Origin of the sequence: Phaeobacter sp. A36a-5a, assembly GCF_037911135.1 — a bacterium.
Lineage (GTDB): Bacteria > Pseudomonadota > Alphaproteobacteria > Rhodobacterales > Rhodobacteraceae > Phaeobacter > Phaeobacter bryozoorum.
In genome coordinates this window covers 1,715,320-1,730,710 of the sequence record NZ_JBBLYU010000001.1, presented here as the reverse complement: position 1 = coordinate 1,730,710, position 15,391 = coordinate 1,715,320, and the positions used below count along the sequence as shown (strand labels likewise).

Here is a 15,391-nt window from a genome sequence, read left to right as displayed (position 1 = left end):
CGGGTTGGCGGGCGTTTCAGGGGGCAGCAGGTCAGGGGGCGGAACTGGGCTCATCAGACTGCGACTCCGGTCGTTGACGCCTTGGCCAGCCTCAGGTCCGACCGCCGCGCCAGCTGGGGCAGTGCGGTCAGACCGTCTGATCAGGCGGATTGGGCGTAGGCCATATCCTCATCGTCATAGGCCGGTTGCGCCCAGCTGTCGGCGATGGGTTCAGCATCGCGGTGTCCGGTGCCGGAAGGGCTGATGGTAAAGCCGGAGATCGCCCGGACCAATGTCTGCGCCTCCTCGCGCAGCATCTGACCGGCGGCGGCGGTCTGCTCCAGCATGGCGGAGTTCTTCTGCGCATTCTGGTCCAGGGAGACGACGGCGGTGTTGACCTCTGACAGACCATTGGACTGCTCGACCGTGGTGGCGGCGATCTGCTCAACCTTGCCGACCACCGCTTCGACCGAGCTTTGGATCGAGGCCAGCGCGGTGCCGGTCTGATCGACCAGTTTCACGCCCTGGGCAACCTCGCGGGTGCTGACCTCAATCAGCGCGTTGATCTCCTGCACGGCGTCCGCAGAACGCTGTGCGAGGCCGCGCACCTCGGAGGCGACGACGGCAAAGCCGCGGCCTGCTTCTCCCGCGCGGGCGGCCTCGACCCCGGCGTTCAGCGCCAGCAGATTGGTCTGAAAGGCAAGATCTTCGATCAGGTCGGTGATCTTGGCGATCGCGCCAGACGAATCCTCGATCCGCTGCATGGCGCTGATGGTCTGGCTGGCCAGTTCGCTGGTGGAGCGCGCCTGGGCAAAGGCGTCGCGCACGATATCCTTGGCCTGATCCGATCCTTCGGCGGTGCCGCGCACGGTGTCGTCCAATGTCTGCAGCGCAGCGGCGGTTTCTTCCAGGGAGGCGGCGGAGGTTTCTCCGCGGCGCGAGGCGTCCTCGGCGGCGGCCGCAATTTCTGCGGCGGTGGAATTCAGCACCTCGCTGCTGTGCGAGAGTTGCCGCACCATGCTGGTGAGGCTGTCGCTGAGGTTGTCGACCGCATCGGCGATTTCTTTGAAAATCCCCTTCTGACCGTCGGGCATGCGCTGCGTGAGGTCACCTGCCGCCAGCGTGTCGAGCACCTGCCGGATATCGCCGAGGCCGCCCTCTGCCGCGTCGCCGATGGCATTCACACCGCGGCCCAGATCCGCAAAGGAGCCGCTGGCGTCCCCGATCTGCAACCGTTTGGAAAAGTCTCCGGCAGCGCAGGCGCTGATGACCTCGGCAATTTCGCGGGTCAGCTTGTCCTTCATCTCATTGTCGGCGCGCAGGTCCTCCACGGCGGCGGCAATGGTCGAGACCTCTTTGATGCGCGACTGCGGCGCCGGTGTGGAGAAATCGCCCGCCATGATCTTTTGCAGCACCAGATTGACCCGCGACAGCGGACGCGAGATCCCGATGGCAAGGGCAAATGCCACCACGACAAAGACCCCAAGCCCGCCAAAGCCTGCCTTCATTGCATTGGCATTGGCGGTGGCGATGGCCTCGGCGGCGCTGGCATGGATCCTGTCCAGCCGGGCCGAGGTGAGGTCGTTCATCTTGGCCAGGATCGGCGCGCTTGCGGTTTCGATTTCATTCAGGGCCTGATAGTGGCCGTCGATCACCTTGGTCTCCTCGGCATAGGCGTTGAAGGAGTTCTGATAGGCGGTCAACAGGCTGCCGATCCGGGCCCGCTGCGAGATGTTCTTGTAATAGCTGCCGGGGAACGCACGAAATTCATCCACGCGGGCGTTCAGCCGGTCGATGTATTTTGTGTCGTGGCGCATGATGAAATCTTTCTCATGGCGCCGCATCATCAGCATCTTCACTTTCATCTCGGGCTCTGCGGTGTCTTCCAATGCCTTTTCGATGCTCCGCACAGAGCTGCGCAGCGCCCCCTGAAGCCCGTCGGTCTCGTCAAAGCCCAACCGCTCCTGGCTGGCGACCACATCGGCAAACCCGGTTTCATAGGCGGCGATTTCACTGGCCAGCAGGCTCAGCGTCTGTGCAGCCTCACTCATGTTATCCAACTCGGTGATCTGCATCCTTGCAGTCTCCAGCCGGTTGCGCAGATGCGCCATGGTCTCAGCCTGGGTGGCGATCACTTCCTGGCTCGGCTTCAGGCGAAACCCCATCTCAACAATGCGGGCGTTCTGAAAATCGCTGCTGGCCTCGGCGAGGGTCTTTGCAAACCCCTCCACGGCGACCACTTCAGCCTCGATCCCCGTGCGCAGCTGATCGGTGTATCGCGACAGGGCGATGAGCGCGAACATGACCGCGCTGGCCAGAAAGACGATCAGAAAGATGGCCGTCTTGATGGAAGTTTTGAATCTCATAGTCTGGGTACCTGCTTTGTCGATCTGCCACAGCTAACGAGTGCCCCTTAATAAACGGTGGAAATCTGCCGTTAGACGGCATGTTTCACTGAATATTCCACCGACATGTCGACGTTTTCTGGGGGGAGCGATGTTCCGGCCCGATTGGTCAGCCTGAGGCAGCTGGGCGGCGCAGAAATTCCGGACCGATCGGCGCGATGCCGCGCAGCGGGTGATCACAATCGAGCGAGAATTCCGCCCACAGCTGGCAAGGGAACCGGCGCGGCTTATTTCAAGAGTGCAGCACCAGAAAATCGCGTGATAGCACCTGTGACAGGTCGGCCTCTCAGGGATGGAGAGGGAGCCGCCCTGAACAATATTGGAGCATCTCCTCATGAACACCAAAATTGCCTCTCACCTTGGGGTGACAGCCCTGATGTCCGGTCTTGTTGCCGGGCTGGCGGTTCCCGCCTTTGCCGGGCCCACCTACGAGAACAGCTCCGGCGGCAGCTTCCGCTACTATGGTCAGTTCAACCCCTCGTTCCAGTCGTTCGACGATGGCAGTGACGATTTCAGCACGCTGGTGGACAACGCCAATTCCAACTCGCGCATCGGCTTCTGGCTTGAACAGCCCTTTGGCGAGAACACCCTGCGGTTCAATTTCGAAACCGCTCTTGGGCTGCGCTCCTCCGATGGGGTGAACCAGAACGGCCGTCCGCAGAACATCAGCTGGGACCGTACCCGGATCCGCAAGGTCGATATTCAATACGCAACACCGCGCTACGGCACCTTCTCCTTTGGTCAGGGTTCGATGGCCTCTGACGGGCTGGCAGAATCCGATTTCTCCGGCACCAGTGTCATTCAGACGTCTGCCATCGGGGATTCCGCTGGCGGCTTCCTGTTTCGCACCTCCACCGGTACGCTGTCAGGCGTCAACATCGGCTCGGCCTTCCGCAGCTTCGATGGCGGGCGGCTTGGCCGGGTGCGCTATGATACGCCGGAATTCAGCGGCTTTACTGTCTCGGCCTCTTACGGCGAAGAGATCCTGCGCTCAAGTTCCGACCGTGAAGCCTATGATATCGCTGTGCGGTACAATAACGACGATCTTGGTGATTTCGCCATTCAGGGCGCGCTGGGGGCGGTCTGGAACGAAAACGGGCCGGGCACCAAAACCCGCGATATCGTGGCCTCCTTTGCCACGCTGCACGAACCAAGCGGAGTCTCGCTTGCGGTTGCGGCAGGGGATCGCGACACCGGCGGCGATTATGCCTTTGCCAAGCTGGGCTATACCGCGAATTTCCTGGCCGTGGGCGCGACCTCCTTTGCCATCGATTATTATGACGGCTCGGATATGGTCACCAGTGGCGACAGCGCTGAATCCTGGGGCGTTGCAGCGGTGCAGAATTTCGACGGTCTGAACCTGGAAACCTATGTGGCCTACCGCGACTATTCCTATGCGGACACCTCTGGGACCAGCTATCAGGACAGTTCCTCCATCATGGCAGGCGCCCGCTGGAAGTTCTGATCGCCAGCGACAGGGCAGGGCGATCCGCTGCGCCCTGAACGGCATCCGCGCAATCGGATTATGGAAAACACGTCCTTTGGGGCGTGTTTTCTGTTTTCGGGGCCAAAAAACGCCGCAACCGGCGCTGACCGGGCGGCTGCGGGGGCAATCCCTCTTGCGCCGCCGCGCTTGTGCAAATAGAAGGCCACAAATTGTCTGGGGGAGCGCCCGCGCGCGCGCCCCGAATCTCTATGGGGAATATGATGCAGGTCACCGAGACGCTGAACGAAGGTCTGAAACGCGGCTACGCGATCACCGTTACCGCCGCCGAGCTGGATGCGAAGGTCAATGAAAAACTCGTCGAGGCACAGCCCGAAGTCGAGATGAAGGGCTTCCGCAAGGGCAAGGTTCCCATGGCGCTGCTGAAGAAGCAGTTCGGCCAGCGTCTGATCGGCGAAGCCATGCAGGAAACCATCGACGGTGCGATGAACAAGCACTTCGAGGAAAGCGGTGACCGTCCGGCGATGCAGCCCGACGTCAAGATGACCAACGAAGACTGGAAAGAGGGCGACGACGTCAACGTCGAGATGTCCTATGAGGCACTGCCTGAAATCCCCGAAGTTGATCTCTCCGGCGTTGAGCTGGAAAAGCTGGTGGTCAAAGCGGACGACGCCGCAGTTGACGAGGCGCTGGCCAACCTGGCCGAGACCGCCAAGGAATTCGAAGCCCGCGAAGAGGGTGCTGCCGCTGAAAATGGCGATCAGGTTGTGATCGACTTCGTCGGCAAGGTAGACGGCGAAGCCTTCGACGGCGGCGCAGGCGAAGACTACCCGCTGGTGCTGGGCTCCAACTCCTTCATCCCCGGTTTCGAAGACCAGCTGGTCGGCACCAAGGCAGGCGACGAAAAAGACGTCACCGTCACTTTCCCCGAGCAGTACCAGGCCGAGCATCTGGCCGGTAAGGAAGCCGTATTCACCTGCACCGTGAAAGAGGTCAAAGCCGCCAAGGCAGCAGAGATCAACGACGAGCTGGCGAAGAAATTCGGCGCCGAGGACCTCGCCGCGCTGAAAGGTCAGATCTCCGAGCGTCTGGAAGCAGAATACGCCGGTGCGGCCCGCGCGGTGATGAAGCGTGGCCTTCTGGACAAGCTGGACGATCTGGTCTCCTTCGACCTGCCGCCCTCGCTGGTCGAAGCCGAAGCCAAGCAGATCGCACATCAGCTGTGGCACGAGGAAAACCCCGAGGTTCACGATCACAACCACGGTGAAATCGAGCCGACTGACGAGCACAACAAACTGGCAGAGCGCCGCGTCCGTCTGGGCCTGTTGCTGGCCGAGCTGGGCCAGAAAGCCGAGGTCGAAGTGACCGACGCGGAAATGACCCAGGCCATCATGAGCCAGGCACGCCAGTACCCGGGCCAGGAACGCCAGTTCTTTGAGTTCATCCAGCAGAACGCTCAGATGCAGCAGCAGCTGCGCGCACCGATCTTCGAAGACAAGGTCATCGATCACATCGCCGAGCAGGCCAAAGTCAGCGAGAAAGAAGTGTCCAAGGACGACCTGCAGGCCGCAGTCGAAGCTCTGGAAGAAGAATAAGTCAGATCCCGGATCCCGCCCGGCGCGGATCCGAGGTGTGCCAACACGCAAGGCCGTCCCCTAAGGGGGCGGCCTTTTTTGTTTGGCGGTGAGCGCGGGGCGGAGTAGGAGCGGTCTAAGGCATAAGAAAACCGCCGTGGAGGCGAACTCCAGGGCGGTTGTCTGATCACTCGGTTGTCTGACCTCTCGGTTGTCAGATCACCCGATGGTCTTGCGGTGGTGCCCGCTCAGAACAGAAAATTATCGGAACTGGCCAGGTCCTCGACGGTGATATTTTCAACCGTGACCACAACATTGTCAAAAGACATCACGACGTGATCACCTCTGGTCGTAAAATCGATCTGATTGATGTTCTGTGCTCCGCTGAGGATGTCGATCTTGTCCGTGCCCAGTTCAAAATCGCGGATACGGGCGCGCCCGTGGTTGCTGCCGAAGGCAAATGTGTCGGCCCCATCGCCCCCGATCATCAGGTCGTTACCACCCTGACCAAACAGCAGGTCATTGCCATTGCCGCCGATCAATGTGTCATTGCCCGCACCGGCGCGGATCGTGTCGGCCCCGTGCGAACCGTTGAGTTTGTCATCGCCGCCCTGGCCAATCAGCCGGTCGCGCCCGCCGCCACCGCGCAGATCATCATCACCCGCGCGGCCTGCAAGCCGGTCGTTGCCGCCGCGCCCTGACAGCAGGTCATTTGCATCGGTTCCATCCAGAATGTCCCGGCTGACGGTGCCCAGCAGGGTTTCACCAACCAGGACGGGCTCGCTTGGCTGCGGCTCGCCCATGTCCAGCGGTGCGGTACCGCCTGCCTTGCGATCCTGCCAGAAGGCAATCAGCGCGTCGGCCGTGGGGCTGTCGTAACCGCCGAAATCTTTCACGTATTTCAGGATCGACGTGCCGTATTCATCGGTCGAGGCGGTATCGCTCAGCAGGAGCGTCGCCAGCCCCGAAGCACCGCGCAGATGCGCCGCAGCCATCAGCCCGGTCAGCGAGAGGGTAACATCCACCATGGCGCCATTGACATCGCGATAGGTCACGGTCTCGCCGACAAAATCGCTGATGCTGCGCCCCTGCCGACCGAGATAGTAGCTCAGCATCTCGAAGTTATAGCCAAACGCCTCATTGATGGCGGTGTCCTGTGCGGCGTGGGATTTGAAATCATCCAGGCTGTTGACGCCATTTTTCCCGGTCCAGGTGCCATCCCAGCGGTTGATGGTATCACCGCCCAGGTAGTAAACGTCGTCCTGATAATAACCGAGGTCAATCAGCAGCGCCTCGCCGAACTGATAGCCGACAAAGCCCAGCGAATTGGTGGAGTGATAGGCCATGTCCCGCCATTGGGTGTCGCTCAGCTGGCCCCAGCTGCTGAGGCCGGGATAGAAGCTGCTGACCGGCGCGCCGACCCATTGCGTCAGCTGCGCGTCGCTGATCTGCCCCGCATTGTAGCGGTCCCGGTCCCAGCCCGATTCAAACGCCAGAAGCGCATTTCGAAAATCGTTGAAACTGCCGTTTGGCATCGGAACTGCTCCTCTTGCTCATCAACCGTCTTGATGCGGGTCGCTGTTGTGCAGCGCTGATCGACACCTCGCATGTCGGAAAACTCTGCCGCAAGAAGGGGGCGGAAATTTGGCAAACAAATGCCTAAAAAGCAGTAAGGAGAGCGCAAATTTGCTCGAAATTTGTAAAAATTAACCTTTAGGGCGCCCCTCAATAACTTGTGTGCAAGCGGGGCGTGTGCGCCTAAATATGCCGCCCGACCAAGTTTGGCCGGGCGGCGAGAATCATTTCATTTTGCACAAATCGGAAACAGTTTGTTCACAGCGCAATTCTGTAGCGTGCAAAGCCATCCGGCCCTTCACCCGCAGGTTCTATTGCAATGCTCTCGACACTGTCCACATAGGCCGCCGCCTTGGGGCCGGTGTCAAACAGCACCGAGGTGTCCGCCAGCGGGGCAAAGCGCCAGTTGGCATCGGCGCGCGGGCTGATGGTGCCCTTCTCGACGATATAGCGCACGATCACATCGCGGTTGGTGTCCGGCCCCTCGAACACGATGGTATCCCCCATCGCGCCGGGGAAGGCACCGCCGCCGCCAGCACGATAGTTGTTGGTGGCGATAATGAACTCCTGTGCGGGATCGATTGGCGCGCCGTTGAACTCCAGATTGACGATGCGGTTGGCGTCGGGATTCTCCAGCTCCCCCTTCGGTCCGAACTTCGAGGGCTGCGACAGATCGATCTGATAGGTCACCCCGTCGATCACGTCAAAGTTGTAGCTCGGGAAGGCGGGATTGAGCAGCACCTGATCGGCCTCGCCGGGGGTAATCTGGTTGAACATGCCGGCAGAGCGTTCCAGCCAGTCCTTAACCTGCGCGCCGGTCACCCGCACCGCACGGGCGGTGTTGGGGTAGAGGTAGAGGTCGGCGACATTCTTGATCGCCACATCGCCTTTTGGCACATCAGTGTAATACTCCGCACCACCGCGACCGCCGGCCTTAAACGGGGCCGCAGCTGACAGGATCGGCAGGCCTTCATGCTCGGTGCCCTTCAGCATCTGTTCGATATACCAGGTCTGCGCAATCGACACGATCTGCACCGAGGGATCATCGGCGACCAGTGCAAAATAGCTGTGCAGCGGTGCATCGGTCTTGCCGACCGCGCGGCGGACATATTGCAGTGTCTCGTCATGTTCTTTCTGCGCAGCTGCCAGCACCGCAGGGGCACTTTCGACCAGGGCGGTGATCGACCGGTCCTCTTCGCGCCGCGAAATCGGGCGCGCCTCCGAGGCATGGCCCACCACGCGCCAGCCGCTGCCGTCCCGCTCCAGCATCAGGTCGATCAGACCCATATGGCTGCCCCAGAAACCGCCCATTGTGGCGGGGGTTCCGTGGATGGTGCCCTTATCGACATCCACCCCGGCAAAATCCGCATAGGTGGAGGAGGGGAAGACCAGATGCGAATGGCCGGTCATGATGGCGTCGATGCCCTCGACGGCCGCCAGCGGCACCGAGGCATTCTCCATCCCGTCGGTCTCATCGGCGCTGCCGATCCCGGAATGTGACAGGGCGATAATGATGTCGGCGCCTTTTTCCTTCATCTCCGGCACATAGGCGCGGGCGGATTGCAGAATGTCGCGGGCCTGCACATTGCCTTCCAGATGGCGACGGTCCCAGTTCATCACCTGCGGCGGCACAAAGCCGATCAGCCCGATCTTGATGGGATGACGGTTGCCCGCGCCATCGGTCAGCTCGCGCTCCAGGATCACATAGGGCGGCAGCAGGGTCTTGTCGTCACGCGGGCCGGCACCGGTGGATGTGGCGACATTGGCGCAGACCACCGGGAACTCGGCCCCGGCGAGGGATTTCATCAGGAAATCCAGCCCGTAGTTGAACTCATGATTGCCCAGCGTCGAGCCGTCAAAGCCAACGGCGTTCATCGCCTGGATGACCGGATGGGTGTCGCCTTCCTTCATGCCGCGCTCATAGGCGATGTAATCGCCCATCGGATTGCCCTGCAGGAAGTCGCCATTGTCCAGCAGCAGCGAATTGGTCGCCTCGGCGCGAATATCGCCGATCAGCGAGGCCGTGCGCGCCAGCCCGACAGTGTCGCGCGGCTTGTCGGCGTAATAATCATAGGGAAACACATGCACATGCAGGTCGGTGGTCTCCATCAGGCGCAGATGCACCTGATTGGAAGCCGCCTGAACCGAAAACGGATGCAGCGCGATCAGACCGGCACTGCCGGCCAGAAAGGACCGGCGATCTAGTTGAATAGGCATTTTTTACTCCGACGTCTTTTTATTACAGACATCCATGCTAGCAGAAAAACGCCTTCGGTCACGTGACAGTTTTGCGCTAACAATCAGAGTGGCAAGCTGCCGCGTAAGATATCATAACTCTTTGTGATATCGTGGTTTTCAAGCGGTCTGATCAGGGGCGCAGCCCGGTTTCGCGCAACATGCCCCGCCGTTTTGCGGCATAGTAGTAGCCGCGCGAATAGTGTTTTACCGCCTGATCGTAGCTGCCATCGGAGAGGAGCCAGGCCCCGCGCAGATATTTCACCGCATATTTCAGGTTGGTATCCGCATCCAGCAGATCCTTCGGCTTGCCGCGAAACCCCATGGAGCGGGCAGTGGCCGGCAGGATCTGCAACAGCCCGTAGTAGGGCCGGTTGACCGCCCAGGGCCGATGGGTGCTCTCGCGGATGGCAAGGCGATGGACCAGCGGGCGCGGCACCTCATAGTGGTCGGCCCAGAAATTGATCTTGCGGCGAAGCTCCGGCGTCTCGTTGGGATAGAGCGGCGGCGTTGCGGCACGCTCGGTTGCGGCGGGTGCCTCGCCACAGGCGGCAAGGGCCAGCGGGCTGAGAATAATGGCCAGAGCCGTTCTGCGATCAATCATGGATACTGCCTGTCTAAACCCCGAATACGCCGGATCGGCGGCAGATTAGGGCGCGCCTGCGGCTTGGGCAAATGGCGCGGGAACCCATCGGCGGATATCCCCCGACCGTGGCAGGCTGTCCGATGATCGCCCGCAATCCCGGGCCATCAGCCGGGATTGGACCCCCGGCGCGGCGATCCGCATGACCGGTCAGGGTGCCCCGGCTAGCGCGGGCGCTGATGGATCAAATTTTAACGGCTAAGAATTTGTCGGCGCTGATCGACTGCCGCATGATCCACGCGCGCATGAACCGGGCCTTGCCCTGTCCCAACACGGCTCCCGTGCCTGCGGCCCGATTGGGACGCCCATGCAAAGGGGCTGCGGGGGCCGAGCCTTCGTGGCCCCGTCTGCAACGCCCACATGGTTCAGGGTTGGATCACCCGGTCAGGGTTGTGCCGGGTCAGCTCGGCGGTGATCAGCTCCGGTGGCACCAGATTGCTGATCGGTTCGCCCCTGTATTTCGGGTTTTCAAAGCTGAAGTTGCGCAAGAGCCGCAGCAGCAGGCGCCGCCGCAGCGCCGTTTCTTCCCGGATCAGATCCTCTTCCATGCTTACCCCCAGACGCCAGACGCAGGCCTGGCACGACAGTCACAACCACACGTGCGCACAAACACGCGCTCCCGGAGCGATCGCTCAGGGCGGGATCTAGGCTTGCAGAAACCGGCAAAGACGAGGTTACCCGCGCCGCAGTTTCTGCGGAGAGTTTGAGGCGATTTTGATCTGTCAGCAGCGCAATCCAGCTGCGGCCGCCGCAGATATGAAAAAGGCCGCCCCGATCCGGGGCGGCCTCTCTCGATCTCGGATAGATCCAATGCCGATCAGGCGTTGGTCTCTTCGTCGTCTGCGGCCGGGGCTGCATCGTCGTCGTCGGATGCGGCAGAGCCGATATCGTCGAACAGTTCGGAGATTTCGAATTCAGCAGCGGCTTCTTCTTCAGCGGCCAGCTCTTGAATCGATTTGCCCGAGGCTTGCAGCTCAGCTTCTTCGACCGAACGCGCAACGTTCAGTTTGATCTGAACTTCGACTTCAGGGTGCAGCTTCACAACAACGCTGTGCAGACCCAGTTCCTTGATCGGCGAAAGCAGGGCAACCTGCTTCTTGTCGACCGAGAAACCTTCTGCGGTGGCGGCTTCTGCGGCGTCACGCGGGGTGACGGAGCCGTAGAGGGCGCCAGCGTCAGACGCGGAGCGAATCACGATGAACTGCTGACCGTCCAGCTTCTCTGCCAGAGCTTCCGCTTCTTTCTTGGTTTCCAGATTGCGCGCTTCGAACTGCGCTTTCTGTTCCTCAAAACGAGCGATGTTGTTCTGCGACGCGGTCAGCGCCTTGCCTTGCGGCAGCAGGAAGTTGCGAGCATAGCCGGGCTTTACGTCCACGACTTCGCCCATTTGGCCCAGTTTGGCCACACGTTCCAGAAGGATAACTTGCATGTGCTTATCTCCTTACTTCACGGCGTAGGGCAGCAGGGCGAGGAAGCGGGCGCGCTTGATAGCACGGGCCAGTTCACGCTGCTTCTTTGCCGAAACGGCGGTGATGCGCGACGGCACGATCTTACCACGTTCGGAAATGTAGCGCTGCAGAAGACGGGTGTCTTTGTAGTCGATTTTCGGCGCATTGTCGCCCGAGAACGGGCATACTTTACGACGACGGAAAAACGGTTTGGCTGCCATGGTTTAGCGTCCTTTTCTCAAGCGTTGATCAGCGGCGCTCACGACGCGTGTCGCGCTCATCGCGCTTCTGCATCTGAACCGAGGGGCCGTCTTCATGTGCGTCAACCTTGATGGTCAGAACGCGCATCACGTCATCATGCAGGCGCATCAGACGCTCCATTTCCTGGATCGCCGCTGCCGAAGCATCGGTCTTCAGGAAGGAGTAGTGGCCCTTACGATTTTTGTTGATCTTATAGGCCATCGTCTTGACGCCCCAGTACTCGCTGTCGACCAGCTTACCGCCGTTGTCGGACAGAACAGCACCGAAATGTTCGATGAGGCCTTCAGCTTGCGAGTTGGACAGGTCCTGACGCGCAATCATGACATGCTCGTAGAGTGGCATGTGAACTCCAGTTTTTGTCTAGGCGCATTTCATAGACGGGGCGGTTGTCCCTTCCGCTGCCCTGTCACGAGAGTCTGCGCGGATCGAAAATGTCGCGGAAGGAAGCCCCCATATACAGGCTCAGACCAAAAGGGCAAGGCCCGTTTCCCGCCGCGTGCCCCTGTGCTCCTCAAGATGTCCCTCTGCACCCACGTTGCCAGTGGTCGCTGGGGTTTGATCCATAGCCTGTGAACCAAATTTTAGCAAAATTATGCAAAGCTTTGCATGCAAAGCTGAGAATGGGCCACGGATCCGACAGGGCGAACCTCTTTCGCCAGCGGCCCGATCAGACCCCGCGCGCTAGCCCGGAGGGGTCAAGACGGAAGCGGGGGGCAGGGCGGCTGCATCTGCATATGCCCTGTTGAGGCCCGTAGACGAAAGGGCTGCCCATCACGGCGGAGCACGGCCCGTATTTACCGCAACTCCGCCCCATTTCAGCCCCAATGCTGGCGTCAATCTTGGTTAATCAAGTGTTAACCATCCCGCCAGTCACAGACCAACAGGCGCAGCAGGCGTCACAGGCAAGGCAGGACAGACAGACCGCGTTAAGAGTGAAAGGGACCAGAGATGAGCATCCTCGAACCATCCGAGATCGGTTTTCAGCCCATGCAGCCGGGTCGATTTGGCAAGGTCATGCGGCGCGCGTCCTCTCAGTCTCCTGCCGCCAGACGGCTGGCCCATCTGGCCCGGTCGGCACCAATGAACCTTCAGATGCAGGCCAACTGGCCGGTCCGCTCGCTGCTGCTGCGCATTCTTGGGGGCGGTATGGTGATGGGCGCCACCGGCCTCTGGCTGCTGCCTGACGCCGGCTTCGATCCGCAGATGTCGCTGATCCGGATCGGGATTTCCGTGGCCTTTCTGTTTGTCGGCCTGATCCTGCTGACCTCGCACCACCCCGACAGCCAGCCGGAGGCCTGTTTCGACCCGATCCGGCGCGAGCTGAGGATCCTGCGCAAGACACGGCGCGGCGCACCGCGGATTGTCCTGCGGCGCAGCTACAGCAGCCTTGGCGGCGTGCGGCTCTCCGCCCATGCCATCTCGGTTCTGGATATCGACGGCGCAGTGCTGATGGAGCTGCCGATCGACAGCACCGAAACCCGCCTGCGGCTGCGCGATCAGCTGAGCGGCGCCCTGCCGATCTTCAGCTAGGCGCTCCAGATCTCTGGCCGAACGCCTTGGCCCGCCGCCACCGCCTGCCGACATCACAACTGCGCGAGAACCGGCCTCTGTGCGTCAATGCGGCTTGGGTTGTTCATCTGAACACAGATAGTGTTGGCTTTTGCGGGCTTTCCTTTCTGATCACAAAGTCTTCAACTGGGAAACGAAGTCACACGGTCCAACGGAGCCAAGATTATGAAAACCACTCTCTTTGCCGCCGCCCTGATGGGGGCCGCCGCCACCACCGCCTTTGCCGCCCCTGAAGCCTACAAGCTGGATTCGAGCCACAGCCAGGTGGTGTTCAGCTACAATCACCTTGGTTTCTCGACCACCTACGGCATGTTCTCGGGGTTTGAGGGTGAAATCGCCTTTGATCAGGAAAACCCCGAAGCCTCCAGCGTCTCGGTGTCGATGCCTGCGCAATCCATGCTGACTGGCTGGGAAGCGCGCTTTGACCATTTCATGTCAAAGGATTTCTTTGGCGCCGATGATGCGGAGATGATCAGCTTCAAATCCACCGGCATCAAGGTCACCGGCGATAATACCGCAGAAATCACCGGCGACCTGACCCTGAACGGCGTCACCAAATCCGTGGTTCTGGATGCCAAGCTGAACCAGGTCGGCGAACACCCGATGGCGGGCAAGCCCTGGGCCGGTTTCGACGCCACCACAACCCTGCTGCGCTCGGACTACGAGCTGGGCAAATTCGCCCCCTTCGTCAGCGACGAGGTCGAGGTGAAGATCTCGGTCGAGGCGATGAAGGCCGAATAACCAGACCGCACGGCGGAGGGATCACCTCCGCCACCTACCGATCCAGAACCGCCGCCCCTTGCCGGGTGGCGGTTTTTTTGTCCCTGTATGTTCGTCCCTGTACGAGTGGGCGCGCACCCGTCAGCTATTCGGCGGTTGCCGCCAGCCGTCTGACCAACACCAAGATCAGCATCATCGCAATCACCAGAAACACCGCACCGACGATCCATGCGACCGGTGTCGAGTAGATATCGGCGACAGCTCCGGCCAGAATCAGGCCCGATGCGGCCCCCAACTGTTGGATCAGCGACCGCAAAGACAGCATGGTCGAGCGTTGACCGTCGCCAACGCAGCGATGCAGGATGCTGCTGGCCGGGGTTTCGCAGACCCCCAGAAACACGGAATAGAGGACAAACACCGTCACAAAGCCGACGATGCTGCCTTGCAGCGCCAATGCGATCTGAACCCCTGCCAGACAGGCGAAACCTGCCGCCAGCGTCATGGCGTGCCGCCGTTTGAAAATCCGGCTGACGGGCACGGATAGGGACGCGCCGAAAGCGATGGCGAAGAAATAGCTGGCAGTGACGATACCGATGACGGTGTTTGCATAGCTCTCGTCCAGCATCGGCTTTGCATGGGTCGGCCAGATCACCTCAACAGGGTTGGTCGCCATCAAAAACAACGCCAGCGCTGCCAGAAGGATCGACAGAGCCGGATGTCTGAGGGCCAGACGGCTCGCGTCCCCTATCACCATCGGCACATTCGCAAAGCCGTGCTTGAGAGCCGTGGCGCTCATCGGGCGCGGTGTTTCGACAATGGCCAGTACCGTGAAAACAAACACGCCCGACATCACGACGACGCTCGCGAGGTAGGACACATCATAAATGCTGAACCCAAGGCGTTTTGCGACCTCGCCGCAGAGATCGGGCAGAAGACCTCCCAGAATGGCGCCAATCGCCAAACCTACGGCATTGGCCCATTGCGCTTTGGCCAGTGCGGGCTGGACATCGACATTGGGGGCTGCGGCTTTGAAGGTTTCAACAAACCAAGCATCCAGCGTGCCCGACCGAAGCGCGCGGCCAAAGCCGATGAATGCAAACGACAGCGCCAGAACATAAAAATCGCTCGTAGAGAGAAAAAGCACGAGCGAGATCAGGCTGGCGACAACCGCCGTCAAGAAGACCGGCCTGCGCCCGATGCTGTCGGCAAGGCCACCAAACGGCAGCTCCATCGCCATCGTCGTGAGCGCGTAGATCCCGAAGAGAAACGAGATCTGCAACAGGTCCATGCCCCGGTCGGTCAAGGCCAGAGCAACCACGGCAACCGTCAGCCCCATCGCAAAACGGTCAAGGAACTGGTGTATCTGAAACACGCGAATGTGCCGTCGTACCGACGGGTTCAGTGCCGCAAAAGAGAACTCGATTTCGGTGGTCATCTTCGCAGCATCACCGGTGCTGCCGCGCGGCACAATACCTTAAGTGGGCCAGAACCTACGGGACTATATGTCCCCATGGGGGGCACGCGGCGGCCATCCCCCC

13 protein-coding genes are annotated in these 15,391 nt (G+C 60.8%); 4 read left to right on the top strand and 9 right to left on the bottom strand.

Going from position 1 to position 15,391, the window contains the following annotated elements; translation table 11 throughout:
• Window positions 1–140 precede the first annotated feature (140 nt).
• Window positions 141–2,345 carry a methyl-accepting chemotaxis protein gene (locus WLQ66_RS08050; RefSeq protein ID WP_340545812.1) on the bottom strand — a complete coding sequence of 735 codons (2,205 nt, stop codon included), beginning with the start codon at window positions 2,343–2,345 and terminating at the stop codon, window positions 141–143.
• A 373-nt stretch (window positions 2,346–2,718) separates the two neighbouring features.
• Between WLQ66_RS08050 and WLQ66_RS08045 the strand changes: the two genes are divergently transcribed.
• Complete coding sequence (locus tag WLQ66_RS08045; protein ID WP_340545811.1) at window positions 2,719–3,849, top strand: porin; 1,131 nt, start codon at window positions 2,719–2,721, stop codon at window positions 3,847–3,849.
• Between the two features lie 242 nt (window positions 3,850–4,091).
• Entirely contained in the window at window positions 4,092–5,423 is a 1,332-nt protein-coding gene (gene tig / locus WLQ66_RS08040) for a trigger factor (protein WP_340545810.1), read from the top strand.
• A 227-nt stretch (window positions 5,424–5,650) separates the two neighbouring features.
• Here tig and WLQ66_RS08035 read toward each other — a convergent pair whose 3' ends face one another.
• The 7 genes from WLQ66_RS08035 to rpsF form a co-directional block, all read right to left on the bottom strand.
• Window positions 5,651–6,937: a calcium-binding protein gene (locus WLQ66_RS08035; RefSeq protein WP_340545809.1), complete on the bottom strand. Its 1,287-nt coding sequence runs from the start codon at window positions 6,935–6,937 to the stop codon at window positions 5,651–5,653.
• 298 nt (window positions 6,938–7,235) lie between these two features.
• Complete coding sequence (locus WLQ66_RS08030) at window positions 7,236–9,194, bottom strand: bifunctional 2',3'-cyclic-nucleotide 2'-phosphodiesterase/3'-nucleotidase (RefSeq protein WP_340545808.1); 1,959 nt, start codon at window positions 9,192–9,194, stop codon at window positions 7,236–7,238.
• 151 nt (window positions 9,195–9,345) lie between these two features.
• Window positions 9,346–9,816, bottom strand: coding sequence for a transglycosylase SLT domain-containing protein (locus WLQ66_RS08025; protein ID WP_340545807.1), 471 nt, complete (start codon window positions 9,814–9,816; stop codon window positions 9,346–9,348).
• Between the two features lie 404 nt (window positions 9,817–10,220).
• A complete protein-coding gene (locus tag WLQ66_RS08020) occupies window positions 10,221–10,403 on the bottom strand; it encodes a peptidyl-tRNA hydrolase (RefSeq protein ID WP_340545806.1) in 183 nt (60 codons plus the stop codon).
• 269 nt (window positions 10,404–10,672) lie between these two features.
• Window positions 10,673–11,284 (bottom strand): 50S ribosomal protein L9, encoded by a 612-nt coding sequence (gene rplI, locus WLQ66_RS08015; protein WP_340545805.1) that lies wholly within the window; start codon window positions 11,282–11,284, stop codon window positions 10,673–10,675.
• Window positions 11,285–11,296: 12 nt separating this feature from the next.
• Window positions 11,297–11,524, bottom strand: coding sequence for a 30S ribosomal protein S18 (rpsR, locus tag WLQ66_RS08010; RefSeq protein ID WP_005982441.1), 228 nt, complete (start codon window positions 11,522–11,524; stop codon window positions 11,297–11,299).
• A 28-nt stretch (window positions 11,525–11,552) separates the two neighbouring features.
• Window positions 11,553–11,906, bottom strand: a complete 354-nt coding sequence (gene rpsF / locus WLQ66_RS08005; RefSeq protein WP_340545804.1) for a 30S ribosomal protein S6 — start codon at window positions 11,904–11,906, stop codon at window positions 11,553–11,555.
• Between the two features lie 606 nt (window positions 11,907–12,512).
• Between rpsF and WLQ66_RS08000 the strand changes: the two genes are divergently transcribed.
• Window positions 12,513–13,094, top strand: a complete 582-nt coding sequence (locus tag WLQ66_RS08000) for a hypothetical protein (protein ID WP_340545803.1) — start codon at window positions 12,513–12,515, stop codon at window positions 13,092–13,094.
• 204 nt (window positions 13,095–13,298) lie between these two features.
• The gene (locus WLQ66_RS07995; protein ID WP_340545802.1) at window positions 13,299–13,874 is read left to right on the top strand and encodes a YceI family protein; all 576 of its coding nucleotides are present in this window, start codon (window positions 13,299–13,301) and stop codon (window positions 13,872–13,874) included.
• 124 nt (window positions 13,875–13,998) lie between these two features.
• Here the strand turns inward: WLQ66_RS07995 and WLQ66_RS07990 are convergent, their stop codons facing one another.
• The gene (locus WLQ66_RS07990) at window positions 13,999–15,288 is read right to left on the bottom strand and encodes an MFS transporter (protein WP_340545801.1); all 1,290 of its coding nucleotides are present in this window, start codon (window positions 15,286–15,288) and stop codon (window positions 13,999–14,001) included.
• Window positions 15,289–15,391 lie beyond the last annotated feature (103 nt).